This window comes from Mucilaginibacter robiniae (assembly GCF_012849215.1).
Lineage (GTDB): Bacteria > Bacteroidota > Bacteroidia > Sphingobacteriales > Sphingobacteriaceae > Mucilaginibacter > Mucilaginibacter robiniae.
This window is the reverse complement of record NZ_CP051682.1, coordinates 3,541,070-3,558,662: the sequence shown is the minus strand read 5'-3', so window position 1 is coordinate 3,558,662 and position 17,593 is coordinate 3,541,070. Positions and strand designations below refer to the sequence as shown.

General features: G+C 41.2%; 18 protein-coding genes. 9 read left to right on the top strand and 9 right to left on the bottom strand.

Annotated features, from left to right (window positions below; all coding sequences use genetic code 11):
• Nucleotides 1-147: 147 nt before the first annotated feature.
• Nucleotides 148-693, bottom strand: coding sequence for a plastocyanin/azurin family copper-binding protein (locus HH214_RS15755; RefSeq protein WP_169609205.1), 546 nt, complete (start codon nt 691-693; stop codon nt 148-150).
• A 588-nt stretch (nt 694-1,281) separates the two neighbouring features.
• On the opposite strand from HH214_RS15755, the gene HH214_RS15750 reads away from it, so the two are divergent.
• The 6 genes from HH214_RS15750 (at nt 1,282) to HH214_RS15725 (ending at nt 9,203) form a co-directional block, all read left to right on the top strand.
• Nucleotides 1,282-1,578: a hypothetical protein gene (locus tag HH214_RS15750; RefSeq protein ID WP_169609203.1), complete on the top strand. Its 297-nt coding sequence runs from the start codon at nt 1,282-1,284 to the stop codon at nt 1,576-1,578.
• Between the two features lie 242 nt (nt 1,579-1,820).
• Nucleotides 1,821-2,324 carry a hypothetical protein gene (locus HH214_RS15745; RefSeq protein WP_169609202.1) on the top strand — a complete coding sequence of 168 codons (504 nt, stop codon included), beginning with the start codon at nt 1,821-1,823 and terminating at the stop codon, nt 2,322-2,324.
• Nucleotides 2,308-3,744, top strand: a complete 1,437-nt coding sequence (locus HH214_RS15740) for an ankyrin repeat domain-containing protein (RefSeq protein WP_169609201.1) — start codon at nt 2,308-2,310, stop codon at nt 3,742-3,744. Before HH214_RS15745 ends, HH214_RS15740 begins: the two co-directional genes overlap by 17 nt.
• A gap of 18 nt (nt 3,745-3,762) precedes the next feature.
• Nucleotides 3,763-4,740 carry an ankyrin repeat domain-containing protein gene (locus HH214_RS15735; RefSeq protein ID WP_169609199.1) on the top strand — a complete coding sequence of 326 codons (978 nt, stop codon included), beginning with the start codon at nt 3,763-3,765 and terminating at the stop codon, nt 4,738-4,740.
• Between the two features lie 808 nt (nt 4,741-5,548).
• The gene (locus HH214_RS15730; protein WP_169609197.1) at nt 5,549-6,577 is read left to right on the top strand and encodes a hypothetical protein; all 1,029 of its coding nucleotides are present in this window, start codon (nt 5,549-5,551) and stop codon (nt 6,575-6,577) included.
• On the top strand, nt 6,540-9,203 hold the full coding sequence (locus tag HH214_RS15725; RefSeq protein WP_169609196.1) for a hypothetical protein: 2,664 nt from the start codon (nt 6,540-6,542) through the stop codon (nt 9,201-9,203). The genes HH214_RS15730 and HH214_RS15725 overlap by 38 nt, the downstream gene beginning before the upstream one ends.
• Nucleotides 9,204-9,303: 100 nt before the next feature.
• Here HH214_RS15725 and HH214_RS15720 read toward each other — a convergent pair whose 3' ends face one another.
• The 4 genes from HH214_RS15720 to HH214_RS15705 are packed head-to-tail and all read right to left on the bottom strand — an operon-like array spanning nt 9,304 to nt 12,508.
• Nucleotides 9,304-9,735 (bottom strand): hypothetical protein, encoded by a 432-nt coding sequence (locus HH214_RS15720; protein ID WP_169609194.1) that lies wholly within the window; start codon nt 9,733-9,735, stop codon nt 9,304-9,306.
• A gap of 38 nt (nt 9,736-9,773) precedes the next feature.
• A complete protein-coding gene (locus HH214_RS15715; protein ID WP_169609192.1) occupies nt 9,774-10,208 on the bottom strand; it encodes a hypothetical protein in 435 nt (144 codons plus the stop codon).
• A gap of 10 nt (nt 10,209-10,218) precedes the next feature.
• Nucleotides 10,219-11,217: an SPFH domain-containing protein gene (locus tag HH214_RS15710; protein WP_169609190.1), complete on the bottom strand. Its 999-nt coding sequence runs from the start codon at nt 11,215-11,217 to the stop codon at nt 10,219-10,221.
• A 31-nt stretch (nt 11,218-11,248) separates the two neighbouring features.
• Nucleotides 11,249-12,508 carry a hypothetical protein gene (locus HH214_RS15705; protein ID WP_248282115.1) on the bottom strand — a complete coding sequence of 420 codons (1,260 nt, stop codon included), beginning with the start codon at nt 12,506-12,508 and terminating at the stop codon, nt 11,249-11,251.
• On the opposite strand from HH214_RS15705, the gene HH214_RS15700 reads away from it, so the two are divergent.
• From HH214_RS15700 to HH214_RS15690, 3 genes are read left to right on the top strand one after another with little or no spacing between them, the layout of a single operon-like run.
• Nucleotides 12,507-13,346, top strand: coding sequence for a hypothetical protein (locus HH214_RS15700; RefSeq protein ID WP_169609188.1), 840 nt, complete (start codon nt 12,507-12,509; stop codon nt 13,344-13,346). The two genes, HH214_RS15705 and HH214_RS15700, sit on opposite strands and share 2 nt — an antisense overlap.
• Before the next feature lie 16 nt (nt 13,347-13,362).
• On the top strand, nt 13,363-13,776 hold the full coding sequence (locus HH214_RS15695; protein ID WP_211166235.1) for a lysozyme inhibitor LprI family protein: 414 nt from the start codon (nt 13,363-13,365) through the stop codon (nt 13,774-13,776).
• A 49-nt stretch (nt 13,777-13,825) separates the two neighbouring features.
• A complete protein-coding gene (locus HH214_RS15690; protein WP_169609186.1) occupies nt 13,826-14,938 on the top strand; it encodes a WG repeat-containing protein in 1,113 nt (370 codons plus the stop codon).
• Nucleotide 14,939: 1 nt separating this feature from the next.
• Here HH214_RS15690 and HH214_RS15685 read toward each other — a convergent pair whose 3' ends face one another.
• The 4 genes from HH214_RS15685 to HH214_RS15670 are packed head-to-tail and all read right to left on the bottom strand — an operon-like array spanning nt 14,940 to nt 17,589.
• Complete coding sequence (locus HH214_RS15685) at nt 14,940-15,560, bottom strand: M949_RS01915 family surface polysaccharide biosynthesis protein (RefSeq protein WP_169609184.1); 621 nt, start codon at nt 15,558-15,560, stop codon at nt 14,940-14,942.
• A 45-nt stretch (nt 15,561-15,605) separates the two neighbouring features.
• Nucleotides 15,606-16,100 (bottom strand): hypothetical protein, encoded by a 495-nt coding sequence (locus tag HH214_RS15680; protein ID WP_169609182.1) that lies wholly within the window; start codon nt 16,098-16,100, stop codon nt 15,606-15,608.
• Between the two features lie 16 nt (nt 16,101-16,116).
• Nucleotides 16,117-16,785 carry a hypothetical protein gene (locus tag HH214_RS15675; RefSeq protein ID WP_169609180.1) on the bottom strand — a complete coding sequence of 223 codons (669 nt, stop codon included), beginning with the start codon at nt 16,783-16,785 and terminating at the stop codon, nt 16,117-16,119.
• 12 nt (nt 16,786-16,797) lie between these two features.
• Nucleotides 16,798-17,589, bottom strand: coding sequence for a hypothetical protein (locus HH214_RS15670; RefSeq protein ID WP_169609178.1), 792 nt, complete (start codon nt 17,587-17,589; stop codon nt 16,798-16,800).
• Nucleotides 17,590-17,593: the final 4 nt, after the last annotated feature.

The window sequence follows — 17,593 nt, the reverse complement described above, 5'->3', positions numbered from 1 at the left end:
TAACAACGATAAGCAAAGCTGATTTAACGTTTAAGTTGATATTGTTCAGGCTTGTAGCATTCACGACAACGACACAGGCTATGCTGCTTGCATCACTCCGATCATTATTCCGTTCGATAATACCACAATATAGCTATGCAATGTTCATCATTCTGCTATGATCTTACCGCGCATACTACCATAATGCCCCGGAAAGGTGCAGATGAAATCATAATAGCCTTTATTTTTTATAACAAAGGTAATTTGAGTACTTTCTCCAGGCCCAATCAATGCTGTATGGGCGATAACTGAACCTTTAAAAGCCGGAGAAACATAGTCCTGGTCGCGATACTTCATTCCTTCAATAGCAAACTTGGTAATATCCGTACCCGTTTTGAGTAAAGTGAAATTATGCCCCATAGAGTTCTTAGGCATTTTACCAATATTAGTTAGCTTTAAGCTCACTTTTTCGCCGGCTCTAACCTTAAACAAAGTGTCGCTGTACTGCATGCGGTCATTTGCAGTCAGTTCAATCTGATTGTTCACGGGTTCCGACTCAATAGCTGGGTTACTCTGGCTTGCAGCAGCACTAGTTTTGCTACTCGCCTTAGCCAGCCTGCCAGTATCAGCCGTAGATCCCAAGGTGCTTTTGTCTCCACCACCACAAGCAATTAAAAACATGCTACAGCCAAATAAAATTGATAAATATTTCATGTAATTGTTTTCCACAAAATTGCGGTGTAGATATCGGTACAAATATGACCAACATCAGGCACAAACATGATATAAAGACGTTTTTACTATGGTTGATCTGACGACCTTTGCTTTTTGTTTTAAAGATCGTGTGTAATCCTGTTCATTGATTAATAGCAGTAAATGAGTAAAATGGAGAAAGCCGTTACTAGAATGAGCTTTATATAAAAGCTCACTAGCATCAACATACCATTATTCATGTACCCTTGTGAACAACATCTTGTCAAATTGTAGCAATTTGTTGCTTTAAACTTTAAAAAATAAATTACTGTGCCAGCCAAAAAGCTCAGCAAATGATGTGTACAACTTTATCTATCTAGTAAAACCTGGCAGGAGAGAATTTCCGTATAGGTGCAATGAATGGAGTTTATCGATGGATATCTTAAATATTATCTCAAAGGATGGATTTCCTACGCTTAAGCGTCATATAGAAAACTCAGTTATACTGCAAGTATTCAATCTGGAAAATGATATTTGTTTGTAGTTAAAACTAAAGAAATGCCCATTTGTTGAAATATTGAAATCTAAACATTAATAAAACATATTCCAATGTTACCATCTTTTAAAGGCAAAGACAATGGTGCTGATAGCAGCGACCTGACCACAAAAATCATGAATGCCATGGAGCCTGCAATAAAAGAACACTGGCCCAAGATTGAACCTTATGCCAACCAAGCGTTAGCCGCTGCTCAAAATGACGAAACAATTGAAATGCTGGCCCGCAAAATTTATCCCTGGCTCCCTATGGTGGTGCGTTTAGCAATAAAAGAAGATAAATTTGTTGCTTTTACCTTGGAACACAAAGGTCCAATTCTGGCAAAGCTAGCAGAAATAAAAAACAGGTAAATTATTTAGTTCTATTTATCTTTCAGGACTGGTAAAATGGCTTCAGCAAGCTGTACCCATCTGTTACTAATCAGTTTTTGCTGATATACCGAAAGGTATGCTCGTAAGGAGTGCTTTAAAGAAGTTTTTCGTTGCAAAGCTTTACACTTCATCCCTGACAAAGGACAACGCAGTCCTACATCACAGCTGTCTATCTCGATAGTTGTTAGGCCTAATTTAATTCAAATGAATAATCTGCAACTATGCTTTTAGGAACAACAGCTCATCATGGCACTTCTTCAGAAGTAGAATCATTGATTATACAGCTGCTCTTGCAACAGCGTTATGCAGAAGCGTATGAACTGTTAATCAATCAACAACCTGTTCAGACAGCTGCGCTATATAATACGGCCCTTTGCCTGCACTGGAGCGGTAATTATCAGGAAGCCTTAAGCCGGCTGGAAAGAATTCAGCTTACTCAGCAGGTGAGCAACGGAAATCAACTTCAGGCAGATAGTGGTTACAAGGCAATCAAAAACAAGCAGAATCAAACCAATGATTATTTGCATGGGATAAGCGAAGTGTACATCAAAAGCTTTCCTGTGTTAGTCCATGATAATATTGTCCGGCTCAAAACAGACTGCTGGCTGCAATTGGGCAATTATGCAAAAGTGATTGCTATAGCCACACCAATTGCTCACAAAAGATATAAAGATGTTACTGATGCTCTAAAATTAGCTAATACAGCCCATGACAAAGGAATTTAATGAACTAAAAGACACTTATCAGCGCAATATGTTTGCAGCGGAGGGTGATAAGGTTGATATGTTAACCTTGTACAAGCAGTTGCCCGATATCAGCATTACTAGTGACTATAGAGAAAACTTGTATCACCTGGCGGCTCGTTTTACTGATGTGGAAGCTATTCGATTTTTGAAAGAGGCCGGTCTAAAACCGACTGCAGATGAGTACGGCAACACGGCTTTGCATGCGCTTACTAACACCCGGTTTGATTTCAACGATCCGAAATTGGAAGAAAAGGCCCTGCTGGTTTATCATACTACTCAGGCGTTGCTAGAGGCGGGCGTCAACCCTAAAAAGAAAAGTGATTCGGGGAAGCTGGCCTATTTTGAAGCAGGCTTATTATATATATGGCCCTTTTTACAAGCTATGGGTGAAGCCGGCGTTAAGATGGATGCTGCCGAATCCGGAGGCATGAACTTACTGCATGTCATCTGTGAGAAACTGGGTAACCGGAAAGATATTCCTGGCGCTGTAAATGCAGCTACCAAAACGGTGCGTGTGCTACTGGAAAAAGGCGGCATTGACATTGAAGACAAAGATGTTTTTGGCACTACCCCACTTACCTATGCCCAGCGCAGCGGCGTAAAAGGGATAGCAGCCCTACTTTCGGGCGATGAAAATGACGTGGCTACTGGCGGCATGACCCTGCATGAAGCCGTATTGAACCGGGATGCCGAAGCGGTGCAGGCGCTATTACAGCGTGGCACAGACTTGAACGAGGTAGCAGACCAGTACCGCCGCACACCGCTCATGCTAGCCTGCGAATACGCTTCTGCCCCTTTGGTAGAGTTGCTGGCTAAAGGCGGGGCTGATGTTAACTTCAGAGCAGGTAGCGGCGAAACGGCAGTGTATTACTTGCTTACCAAGGCTGTATTTAATTTAGGCCGGGGCATGAGCCAAGTTAATAAAGACATTGTAAAGATGTTGCAAGTTCTGCTGGCCAATCGGCTGGATACAGATGCGGCTATTGATAATGAGGGTAATACTGCCCTCAATCTGTTGTGCCAGGCCGGCTACCTGGCTGACCTGAATACCACACTGGCTGAAGAATTGATTGATGCCGGAGCCGATGTGAACAAGCCCAGCCAATCAGGCAAAACGCCTTTAATGTCATTTGCACAGCGAGGCAACGAAATGAAACATAGTATTGCTGAATTGTTGCTGGATAATAATGCTGATGTCAGCTATGTAGACCAATCAGGAAATACAGCCTTAATTTATGCCGCTGGAAATTCTGATCAAATGTCGGGTAAGCGGATAGTATCTTTGATACTGGAGAAGGACAGATCAAGCTTGGAACGGGTAAATAATGCCGGGCAAACGGCAATGGATGTCGCTATTCAGCAGAACAACGAAGCTGTAGTTAAACAACTTATGAACTAAACAGAGAAGTAAGGCATTATGGATAACATGTTTTTAAACGCGTGTAAAAATGCGCAAAAAGGAATTGTACAAGCTTTTCTGAAAAAGGGAGACATCAATGTAAATAAGCGCGATAGTTTAGGCAATACACCACTGTATTATATTTGCGTTAAAGGCGCCAAAGATATTGCTAAAATGCTCATTGATGCCAGCGCCGATGTGAACCTAGCCAATAACATCAGCGAAACACCGCTGCACATTGCCGCACGTACCGGCAGCAAAGAACTTATTAAACTACTTACAGATGCCGGTGCTGATGTGAACGCAGGTAACAACAGTGGGCAAACACCCTTATTTTATGCGGTGTTGGCTTACAAAACCGAAACTGCCTTATATTTGATTAGCCTTGGGGCCGATACTTCAGTTAAAGATAACGCCGGTTTTAATGTGCTGGATCACGCAACGGCCAATGGTTTGCGCGATTTAATTGCGGCTATCTCAAACGAAGGTGTAGCACAAAAAGATGATCATGGTAATACTCCGTTGCACCAGGCGGTATTCAATAATCGCAGCGAGACGGTACAAGCTTTGTTGAAAGCAGATGCTTCCAACGTGAATGAACTAAACAATGATGGGGTCACGGCGCTAGTGCTGGCCGTAAACAACTCCAACATTCATCTAGCCGAACTACTGATTAAAAGTGGAGCCGATGTAAACCTGCACCTCTTAAACGGAAATTCCGCATTGCATTACGCAGCCGGTATAGGCAATCATCATATAGGAAAATTACTGCTAGGTGCCAAGGCCGACATCAATTCACGCAACAGTTTCAGCGAAACGCCGTTGCTTGTAGCTGCACAATGCGGGTTCAACGATTTCACAGCCCTATTAATTGAAAAGGGAGCAGATGTGAACGCTGTAAATAACGAAAGCTGCAGCGCCATGGACTTTGCCAGTGAACGTGGTTACACCGAAATATTAGAACAATTATTAATGGCAGGCGCGGATGGAAAATAATTTCAGAGCTTAGCCATAGACGGAAACTTAATGATCGTGGCTTTTCAACCATTGGTAATGAATTATTTTGCTAATGGTTCCTTAACGATGAAAATTAAAGCAGATAACAGCAACAGTAATTAAGCCGTTCCTTACACCTAAGGAAAATGGTAATTTTTAGTGGCAACTGAACATTCCAGTAAACTTGACCACTAAATTTTACTACGCCGTGAGGCGTTAGCTTGTACTGAATTTAAAAAGAATCCGGGATGATTTTCTATAATTTAAGATAATCCAAATGTCTCGGAACTGCTTGCTGACTTATCCAGAATACGTTAGTTGACGGCTCTAGGATATCCACAGTAGTCTTACTATGCGCTTTAGAAGAATTCCACAAGGGTTACTTTAAAGTGGTTTAGGGTATTAATATCAAAACAAGCCTATGTTTGCCTTTTTGCTGAGCTTCATATTAATGTGCATTGCGCCGCTACTGCATATCATTTCGTGTACTCTTCGGTTCAAAAAACGCGTGCGCATATCTATTGCTGCTATCACCTTAGTTTGCTTAGTTGTTGGAGTTGTATTCCCCATATTAGCCAGTTATATTGATATTATAAATCTACCCTCTAATACAAGATGCGCAACTGGCTCGGTAGGCTTTGCCATTTTAGGCTTGTCGATAACCATTACGGCAATACCAATATCCACGATTATATTTTTTATCATTGCTGATGATAGGCGCAGAAAAGCAGCACTTAATACCTAATCGTATTATTACTCGGATATATACTACCTGCTGCTTGCAGATAAAAACAGCCGTAACCTTTACATGAATAAACTAATTACTTGTTATATCACTGTCATTGTTCTACTGTTACTATCCTCCTGCCATAAAGCACGGGTTGTTAACACCGCATTCTATTATTGGAAAACAGTTTACGTCCTTAATTCCACAGAAAAGCAGTACTTTAACAAGCTGCATAGCCATAAGCTATACCTGCGGATGATGGATGTAGACAATGGTGACAATGGTCCGGTACCTGTATCGCCCGTTACGTTTAAGGCCACGTTCGCAGATTCGGTACAAGTTATTCCGGTGGTATTTATTGTAAATGATATACTCAAAAATCAAACACAACAACAACTGGATAACCTAGCTGCAAAAATTGTTTATTATGTAAATGGTAAAATGGTACAGGCAGGAAAAACATCTTTTAACGAGTTACAAATTGATTGCGACTGGACGCGAACCACACGCGATAATTATTTTTTTCTATTGAAGCGTATTAAAGCTAACACAAACTTTAAAAACAAGCAGCTATCGGCTACGCTGCGCCTGCATCAGCTCAAAAATCAAAAAAGCAATGGTGTGCCGCCGGTTAACCGGGTAATGTTGATGTGTTATAATATGGGCAACCTGCGCCAATATGGCTCTCAAAACTCTATTTTGAACCAGAGTGAACTGGAAAAATATGTGGGCGATAATTTAAACAATTACCAGCTGCCAGTTGATATTGGCCTGCCGCTTTTTAGTTGGGCAGTGGTATTCAGGCAAAAACAATATGCCGGAATAGCTAAACGGTTAAACCAGCAAAGCTTTACCGATAGCCTTACCTTCAAACTAACCAACAACAACTTGTATATTTTACAAAAAGATTTGCCCGAATTAGGTTTGATACATGGCGACGAAATCAGGTGGGAAACTATCCCTGCCGATAAACTCAGCGAAGCCGCAAAATATATTGAAAAACACTTAGCATCAGACACTGTAAACATCATCTACTTTCACCTTAACGAACCTACACTTAAACACTACAACTATGAAACTTTGGAAAAAACTGCTGCTTTATTTCGTTAGTATTACAGGCTGCTTATTGCTAGGCATAGCCGTTCTTGTAGCCTGTTCGGACGAGCCCGACCCTTATGATTATTATACTTCGTTTTTCAACCCCAACATTCAAAGCAAAAAAGATTTCGGCGCATTTTATTTTACCGATTACCGGTTTACTTATACTGACGATGAACCGGAAAGCGAAGCCACAATCAACTCGGCAGAGTGGGCTCGTTATTTAGAGCAACCGGTAACAGCAGGCGATGTAAAAAAAGTAATGTATGAGTTGGATAGTGCAGCCAAGCAGAATTTAATTCAAGATTTGGATCAGGAATTACCTATGACAGGTAAGTTAGCAAACAATACCTTTTTACAAAGTTTAAAGCAGCCGGCACATCAGGCAGCGTTGCAGTACTTTAAATTTGCCCTTGAAGTTGAACCACTGGCTAATACAACCTATGATGAATGGAATCCGGCACCAATTGATACAGCAGCAATAGCCAACGCAGCCCAGAAAGCATTAGCAGCCGCAGGTACGGTAAACGATGGCTTTATTAAGCTCAGATATTACTATCAGGCTCAGCGTTTGTTTCATTACGGCCGGTATTATGAACAGGCAAACATAATTTACGAACAGCATATTGCCGCCTTACCTTCTAAAAGCCATATTAAAGGTTGGGCTCTATCTTACCAAGCCGGTGAAAAGCGACGATTGGGCGACACTACGCAAGCTGCTTACTTGTTCTCTAAAGTTTTTGCCAATTATCCGGAACGCCGGGTACAAGCTTACCGAAATTACTACTACATTAACGCACCATTTACAGAAGTATTAAAGCTTGCCCATACAGCAGAAGAAAAAGCACACTTATACGCAATTAAAGGTTTTTCCAATCCGGAAATTGAAATTGAGAACTTGGAGCAGGTATATCATAATATGCCATCATCGCCAATGGTTGGCACTCTGCTGGTGAGGGAGATTAATAAACTTGAAGAATATTATTTAACACCGGCGCTAAGCAATAACACTGATCAGTTTTACAGTGAACAGTCAATTAAAAAATCCTATCTTCAACCACATTCGAGCACAAAAAAATGGCTTCTATGGACCGGCATATTTGTTTTGTTTGCAGGGTTGGTTACACTCATTATTTCTTTTAAAAAACAGTCTAAACAATCAAGCATAAAAATAGCCGGAGGCTTTCTAGCACTTGCTGGTGCAGCTTGCTTGATATGGTTTGCCGTAAGTCGCCCCAGAACTGAGTTTGAAACACAAAAACTATCACAAGGCAGCTTTTTCGTGACTATGCCCGATAGCGTTAAAACCAAATACAACGATCATATTGAAAAATTAAGAAGCTTTTGTACCAAGTTAACCAGTGACGCGCAGTATCCGGAACCGCAGATAGGTGCATTAGCAGATGCTTACTTATATTTTATGCAAAACCGACCCGACGATGGATTATCTGCCTTAAACAAATTAGAAGGGCAAAACTTGACTGGTAAACTGGTTGATCAGAAACAAGTTTTAAACTTGCTTTTGTCTGCTCAACGCATGAAGCAGGTTAAGTCGGTTGATGAAGCTTCACTTCTCCCTTCTTTACAGTGGTTGCGCGGCAAAGCAGCCAGCGGCGAAAAAGCCAAAGCTGATGTTTATCCTGAAAATACTAATAACTACAACCATTTTGCTGTTACCGAGCGCAACTTTTACACTTATGTGCTGGCGCCAGCCTACCTGCGTCAGGGTGATACTACCAAAGCTGCGCTGGCCATGCTCAATAGTAACAATGGTAACGTGGCAAATTATAATTGGTATATAACCAGGAATATGCCTGATTTCTGGTTTCATTACCTTCACTCCTACCATTTAAATCAACTTATTAGCTGGAAAATGAAACGACCTGCCGAACGCTACTTATCTTTTTTAAGCAACGGGCTAAAGCGGGTTGATGCGGATAACCTTTATGAGCTTTTAGGTACAATTGCATTACGCGAACACCACTATCCGGAAGCAACCACAGCGTTTCAACACGTTAAAAACGGAAAATTGATGAGTGCCTCATACAATGGACAGGATTATTATAGCGATGGAGAAAGCTATCAGGGTGATCCGTTTTATGTGGAGATTAATGATTATCCAAAATACTTTGCCGGCAAGCGCTACACCAAACTAACCTTTGCCCAAAGAATGACAGCGCTGGAAAGTCAATTGAAAGCAGAGCCTAAAGCAGATACTTATTATTTAATAGCAAACGGTTTATACAATACATCAACCTACGGCAACTCATGGGGCCTTATTGCTTACCAATGGTCGGCTTATGATTTTGGTCGGGAACCGCTTTATTATTATGATGAAGATTATATTAATACCTCACGGGCGTTGCAATACTATTTAAAAGCGAGAGCGTTAAGCAATGATCCGGAAATGAAGGCCAGATGCACTTTTATGGCCGCCAAGTGTGCACAAAAAGAACACAAAGCACCATCATTTATGGATAACTATGACACTTACGACAAACGCTCAAAAGAGTACATGACGCAGTTGAAGAAAAACAGTTATTTTAAAGAAATGCAGCAGTATAAAACCACTGCATTCTATAGAAAAGCTGCAAATGAGTGTAGTTACCTAAGCGATTTTATACGCAGTAATCCCTAATAAAAAGCTTTTCAGATAGCCGGGGCATCGGGTGCATCAGCTCCCAGCCTTGGCTACTAATATTTTTTTAAAAATTTCGATTCAAAAAGAAGCTAACAACTTATTCCAGATGCGCGATTTTGAGTGCACCGCTTTGCTCAATTAATGTCACATAAATAGTGGTCTTTTCATGCGTGCCTTGTAGGTCAATGTAAGAAACCGCGTAACGATTAGGCTTCTTTAAATCCTTTTTAATTACTAAAGTCTTAATGAGCTCTTTGTAACTATCCTGCGCTTTGATAATGGGATCACCATCAGTTTCTTCAACCAAAATTTTAAATTGCTTTAAACATGCTGGGGTACAATACTTACGCCTGAGGGCAAGCAGCTTTGCCTCACTTGCTTCCAAATCAGCATTTTCTCCTGACGACAAAGATATGTAAGCCGTATAAAATGTTTTAAGCATAGCAGCACCCTTGTCTGCTGTAAGGTTTTGTGCTGGTGATAAAAAAGGCAGTGTCAAAAGCAGTAATAAGCCGATACTTTTTTTCATTAATGTATATTAAATAGTTTTTGTTTAAGCTGTATTTACTAGCGCTCATCAGCCGGTGTTGATTGACGCCATTGACTTAGGGAGACAAGGCTATCTTGAACCACGTCATAATAACGGATACTATGCGTTTTGCTATCGACAGCAAATGTGTAATAAGCTACATAGCTACCTCCATTATCTTCAGCTATTTTTACCCAATAATTGGGATCTTTAATAGTAGGTGCTGTTTCTACGTAACCTGATAGATGCCTTTTACCTTTGCTTTCTTTTTCTACTTCTGCGCTTTTACGTTTCACTTCTTCCAGATTCATTACCAAATCTACAACTTGATCTTCGGGGTTCGATGCAGCTGGTTTAACCGCTGCTGCCTGGCTAATTTGCTGGGCGTTTTTCTTTTTCTGCGGCTGACACGAAGCTATTACTGAACCTGTCAGGCAAAGCAATAAGCCTATGTAGAAATACTGTATTTTCATCGGTTTTAATTTACAATTTATCGAGCCATTGTCTCTTTTTCGCCTCAAACTCTTCAACAGTTAGTATGCCCTGATCAAGCAATATTTTAAGCTTTTGCAATTGAGCTACCGCATCGGGCTGCGTTTCGGTAGATGATAATTTTGTTTCATTAGCGCTATTACCCAAGTAGTTCCCTAAATTGAACTGCAAACCAGCACCGGCAATACCGCTATCATTACGAGCGGCATCGCGCAGGGCTTGAAGCTTTTCCATTTCGGTGTAGCTTAATCCAGCTTGTTCGGCGGCGAGATTACCAGCCTGGGCATTGGCAATTTGATTGAGCTGTTGCTGCGTTTGCTGATCGAATGATGCGCCCTGTATGCGCATATTGGTCAGTTCAAAACCCAGTTCTGTAAAACTAACGTTCATCTGTGCTTTCAGCTCCGCTGACAACTCATTCAACTTACTATCAATTTGTAAAATAGAGTATGCCGCCGTAGCCAATGTAACAGTAAGCTGTTGTTCAATACGCGATTGTATGAGCATTTGCGCTTGCGTAGTAGTATATACGTCTGACAATCCTACTATTTCTGTCAAAAACAATTTGGCATCGGTGAGTTTGAAGGAGTAATTTCCGTAAGCACCTAAACTAACCGGAAAATGGTAAACCGGCTCCTCGTACTTCACCCTGCTTGATGTACCCCAGCCTTGGTTAACCACTTCGGACTTACGGTAAAAATAAATTTTTAATTTATGTTCGCTTTCAAAACCTTGCATTAGTTTAAACAGCGAGGTAATAAAAGGATCATTGTCGGTTTGCATGGTATAAATACCCTCTGTATCCAACACACCGGTTACCTTGCCTTCATAAACCAGCAGGCATCCCTGCCCGGGCCCAATAATGAGCTTACTGGCATTTTTGATTTCGTCGCTCTTGAAAGGAAACTTAAAGAACAATACCTGTTGCGGTTGGTTAGCCCATTCAATAATGGTAGCAAATTGCCCTTTAAAAAAATCGGTAAATCCCATTGCGTTTAAGTTGTGATTGTTAATTTTATTATTATTCCGTACGGCCCAACTGATAATTATGAATGAGCTTGCCAGTGTTGGATATCACCAGTACACCGTGTGCATAATCTGCTTCTTCATCCTTACGATATTCAATGGCAAAGCCTTGTTTGCATTTGATTGTAGAATATAGATAGTACTGGTCGGGTGGTAAAACCCAATTAATTTTCCCGGTGGTCACATCAATATTTTGAATACTTATTGGCGCATTAGAGGCCGCTGTGGTATGAACAGTAATCAACAGATTTTTACCATCTTGATAAATAATTTTCGGGTCGAAGTACCTCCTACCCGGAGTTAAGTTGCGTTGCAGTAACTGGCCGGTTACATGAGAGTATTTGTTTTCAATTAGCTGGTTGTATTTATGTTCATCAAAATAACTGCCTAAATAACCAAATTCGAAAAAATGCCGATCAAATTGCTTTTGCCAAATTTGTTCGGCCTGCTCATTGCTGCTCACCAATTTTTTAAGCGTTGGAAAGTAATGGTAGCTGTCGCCTTCGTTATTCATTACATTGATCATGTCTTTATCATAATCAAACTCCAGCCTGGCTACACCCGAGCTTAACTGCGGATATGTCTTAAAAATACTTTGTGTAATATCAATCAAATTATTATTCCGGGTATCCAGCTGGAACAAGGTTGCATTACAACCTATGGCGTACGTCAGGTCGGTCTGGTAAGTTTTCACTTTAAGATCACACCGCAAATCACCTTTATACGGCTCATCTATCACCCGGTCAACAATTACTTTACCCGTAATTGGGTCATTGAATTGTGCGTGCATCTCCATTTCGGTTTTGTTGTTGCCCTTATCAATCTGATCTGCACCGGTTCGTAAATAAACCGGATTACCCGTAGCCGTGTTCATGTAAACTATGCTGCCGTATTGCATACGAGGCGTTTTGTAAGTACTATAGCTGTTATAAGTGCTCGTGCTTTTAGGTTGAAAAAGCATAGTCACAAAGTACATAATTACAATAAACGCAACCGCACCTATCAGTATATAAACCGGTAGCTTAGTATTAACCTGTGCCGAACTTTGCACAGGAGTAACCGGTTGATGATGGTGGTAGATGTGCACATCATCGCTGTCGATGAAATATTCAGTACCGCAGTTTTGGCAACGGTAAAAATCAGGCTTGGTTTCGGTTTTATAAATACTGCCGCAATGCGGGCACTTTACTGCTTTAATATCTTTAGCCATGCTGGCTGGTAAACATTTAAAGTGCATTTCATGTTTTACTTCCATGAAATCACTTCCTACAGTCAGCTTACGCCCAACGTTTTATCATATTTCTGAGTTCATGTTTAAAAAGTTAATGCGCAAGCCTATTGTACTTTTTTGTATGATGCTTGTTGAAGCCATCACCTGCGCAGCGCAAGGCAAGGTTGCCGATTACTACGCCCAGGCTGGCAAGGCTAATTTAGCCAGTTTGTGGCATGCACCTAAAATATACTTTGTTGGAGCTCCGAACCCATGGGATACTTTTCCAGAGCCAATAGGTTTTATAGGAAGTAATTATCAGCGGTTTTATATTCACTATACTTCGGTAGTGAAAGATGTCAAAAACTCTTACCAGTATAATGTGCAGGGTAAAACGAGAGTAAAAAACAATATTTGCAGCTTTAGTGGCACCATTACGGTTAAACAGGCAAAAAGAAACTTAGAGCCTAATATGGAATATCCGCAGTACAAATATGGGTACTTGATATGCGAGGTTAATATTAAAGAAAACCCTAAGCAGGCCGGAAGCGGAACAATCAAGGGTAAAATGACCACAAACTGGTATATCAACAAACAAGGGCAGCTTGCATATGATACTTTAATACCGGAAGATGGTTTTAGTAATAACGAATGTGCGGCCCGCTGGACGCCCTACAACGGCGGTGCAAGCAAAACCTGCAATTGGGGCGATTTTCGCATTCCAGAAAGCGGCAGTTTAGACACAGGTGCCGGTGAATTTTATGTGAACGAAAAATACATTAACAACGGATGGCAAAACTATATGGAGGCTAAATTGGCTGATGTTGGTAAGCCGAAAGGCAAAAAAGCTTTAGCCGAAGAAAAACGCCCTTGGTGGCAATAATTAAAAATTAGATATTATGAAAAGAATACTTTGTATAAAAGTCGCTTGGTTTATCGTTGCGTTTATTACAATGACTTCGTGGGCATATGCACAATCGCAAGGCACCATGAACATGGAAGCCGGTAATGGCTTTGTTAAAGCTGACCGCGAATTAAACATCGTTTATCAAAAAATTTTAAAGAGTTACGCTACCCAGCCCCTGTTTATTAAAAAGTTTAAAGCCGCACAACGGTTATGGATTCAGCTTCGCGATGCTGAGCTAGAGGCTCGATATCCTGATACTGGCATCAACAACGGATCGGCTGAACCGATGTGTAAATCTATATACCTGGAAAAGCTGACCAGAGAACGCATTAAATTTTTAAGAGTTTGGCTGACTGGAATACCTGAAGGTGATGTGTGTACCGGCTCAGTAAAGATGACACGGTAACATGGCCTCGTGACTTCAACCGCAACCTAATATCCCGCATATTGTTCAAATGAAATCCCTGTTAGTCATTGCCCTTTTATTAGCCGTTATAAAACCTGCGTTTGCACAGCAAACCGATAATTGGTTTAGTTATTACAATGTTAAAAAGGATTTATACGGCTTTAAGGATAAGCAAGGCACTATCAAAATTGCGCCCCGCTTCAATACTTTGCTTAGAGCCAATGTATTCAGGAACATTATTGCCGTTACTGATGAGCACAGGCTTAAATCATACTATCTGCTAAAAAACGGTAAACAGGTTGGTAATGATAGCCTGTATGTGTGGGACATGACGTACGATTGTGAACAGGAAGGCAAAATCAGATTTCGCGACCCTAAAACGGATAAGGTAGGCTTTTTTGGAGCGAACGGCGAAGTGGTTATACCAGCTATGTTCAGCGATGCCGAACCCTTTTATAATGGATTGGCAGTAGTGCTATATAATGGAAAGCGTGTATGCTCAGATGGGAAGCCTATAGATGATAGCAGCAATCCTTGCGAGCACTGGTACTGGAATGGCATAACGGCACTCATTAACTCCAAAGGCAACATCATAGCCGATAGCCTGGATATAACGCGTTTGGAAAACTTAAATTGGTATTCCCTGCAAATCAGTAATCAACCTGCCGATACCACATTACAGGTTTCATTGAAAACGAAAGATGGCCATTACTATTCTTTCATCAATTATGAAAAAGAGTTTAGGCAATGGTTTTACCAACATTACCTTACCTATGCAAAATCTGGTAAAACCATTGATAATTTTGAACTTATTTGTGTAGAAGGCTTATTCAAGCAACAGCTTCGTAAATTTTATTCCCGAAAGGCATTTCAAAATACTTACCACAATCTGTTATTAAAAAAACTACAACCCATAAAGGCTAAATGGGCAGATGTGCAAATTGGCATCGAGCAGCTTAATCCCCTTACCTATACACAAAAAGCATTTAGCGCTTACTATACTGACTGCGGTGAAGCCAATGAGGATAAATATCCATCATTCGATGTAATTGTACCTTACTACGACCAGAACCGACAACTTAACTACCAGGAACATTATTCGTTTTTGCGAACCGCAAGTGGGTATAAATTAATTGCCGTATTTTGGAAGAACAGCAAGTAACTTACTTAATGACCTCCAGGGCATACTTATTCCATAGCTGACGGGCGTATGGTTTAAAAGCAGTAGGTCCTTTAATAAAATCGTTACTACTAATTTCACCACCATCAGTCTGAAGAACGTTATTTACTTTCAGCTTTCCAACACCTCTCATAGCATACTTTGTGGTACCCTCGTGCATAATAAGTTTTAAATCGCTCGGGCTTATATCACCACGGCAACTCAGCCGGTAGCCCACCCACACTTCGGCTTTACCATTTTTGTCGAGGTCAGTAACAGTAATTGAGCTTGGTACAAATTCGGCTTCCAAGTCTAATATACAATCACTCACCAAATCGTGTAATTGCCATAACAATGTAGGCGCGGCATTGTCATTCAGTTGGTATACATAAGCATACAAGTGCGCTTGCCTGGCTCCTTCTTCACCTTTTTGCGGCTGTTCGCCTGTCTGTGTAGTAAGCGCAAAGTAAGTACCTGTTTGATCCTGATATTGCACAGCCTGCACAGGCTTACCCTGATAGCGGAGGCTTTTAGGAACTGAAGTTTTGGCTACTACTTGTGTTTTAAGTTGTGCATTTGCCCAAACGCTGAAGAATAAGCAAGAGATGAAAAGTATAATGCGCATATTTAAGTAAGATTAAGCTTTAAAGTTTGCAAACAGTCTCTGTGATTAATGCATGCAACCAAACCAAATATAAGTACGCTTAGCATAAGCATCAGGATATAATTTATTTATAGCAGCCAACTTGAGTTTCAGGGCCGCTGAATTTACGTCGGTTATAGCCGCAACCACTATATAATAGCCTTTAGCAAAACCTTTATAAGCATTTGAATACTCTATAGAAATGTAATCATCATTCGCTGCGGCACCATCGCCCCGAGCGATGTAGCACGGGTAACCCAATTCATCACAATCAACCTTGCTCATGCTCAGGCCTATTTTTGCTTTAGGTTTAAGCCCTCGCAAGTCTAGCTTCTTATGTAAGGTTGAAGCGGCCTGTTTAGCCGCAGTTAAAGCAGCCTGGTAATCGTTTGTGCTTCTTAAAATAATAATATCCTTGGGCACTTCTGTATTGTAATGGTCCTGTGCACTAACACCAACGCTACCGAATAATAGTATAAGGGTACCTATGATTTGCCCGATAAAACATGTTTTTAAACGCATAGTTATTTAGATTCTGTTAAGGTTTATTTGAGGTAATCTTACCATCAGATTGAATAGAGAAGCTTTTTTTATCTTCCAAGTGACGCAATGGTTCACCGTTGCGGGTACTGTCTGCATATTCATCAACATCAGTCATCATATTCACCTGAGTTGGTGTTACGATGCTAAACGTAGTGTTATCAACATGTTCAGCATCCATGCTGCCGCTTGCAATGACCTGTCTGCCTTTAATCTTTCCATCAGCATTAAAAACCAGCAACTCTACAAATGGGTAGTAAATTATAGATGAACTTCCTTTCTGAAAAGTATAGGCTACTGCGGTGAGTTTATTATCTATCGTGTATTTGAATAAAGGATAAGCTACCGCTCCCTGGTACGCACCGGGCAACTGTGCATAGGTAGCATCCGGATCCGGCTCATAGTATTGCCCTTGATCTGCCTTCAGCTTAGATAGTTCCAGCCTGGGTAATTTATCAGCAGTCAGAATGTTTTTATAAGTAAAGCGGTAAGGCAAAGTTGCTTCGGGTATAGTGGCCACATAACCATTGAATCCTGTACCGGAGGTTTTAGGTTGACTACGTGCGGTATCTGCCTGGTTGGCATCCTGTTTTTTCGTTCCGCCTGAATTGCAGGCGTAAAGCAAGCCGCATGTAGCAGCGGCAATCAGGTAAAGTTTGGCGTGCATATACTTCATTTTTTATTTCCACCATTGGCGTTTTTCCTCAGCTATGGCTGCTTTACTGGCCGGGCGCAAATCGCTACCGATAGCTGCATTAAACGTTTGCCAGCCATACTTTTCATATTCCTGCGGGATGTTCATACCCGCCTCGTCAACTATGGGGGTACCCATTAAGCTGTAATCACCCCATCTTAAAGTTTGCGCGGTAGCGCTGCTGGGCTTTTTGATGGTACCTAAAAACTGATTATTTTCATAACCGTCTATACCAAAATCAAGCGTGTCATACAGCAGTTGATTTTGAGCGTTGATGCAGAAATTAGTAGTCAGCTTACCGCTAATCGTGCCACCGTCCTGACTATCTTCTTTAAAGTCCACCTTAGCAATCAGTTGCCCGCGCTTGTAGCCCCTGTAGCTCTCCGGCGAATAAGCATTATCTGGTTTGAATATGCCGGCTTGGGTTATGGTAATGGTTCCGGCGAACGGGCGTATCTGGTTGCCTATACGGGTTTTACCTTGTACCAAGTAACGGTAAGGGTTAGCCGCATCCTGAGTTACTGAAAGGTAATGGATATAAAACCGCTGGTAGTTTTTGCCAACTGCACCAAAGGGTTTAGGGAAAGGTTCTACTTGCTTCAGACTTAATAGCCGCAAGCGGTCTGCCCGCCACAAAGAGGCTAAGTTATAAGCTTTAATGTTGGTATAAAAATTGGTGGTACCGGCAGGTTGTGCATGGATAGTACTGCTCAGCAGTAAGGTAGCGCATAGTACAAAAATCCATGTCCCCACCAGGCGTAGGTTAGCTTTCATCATACGA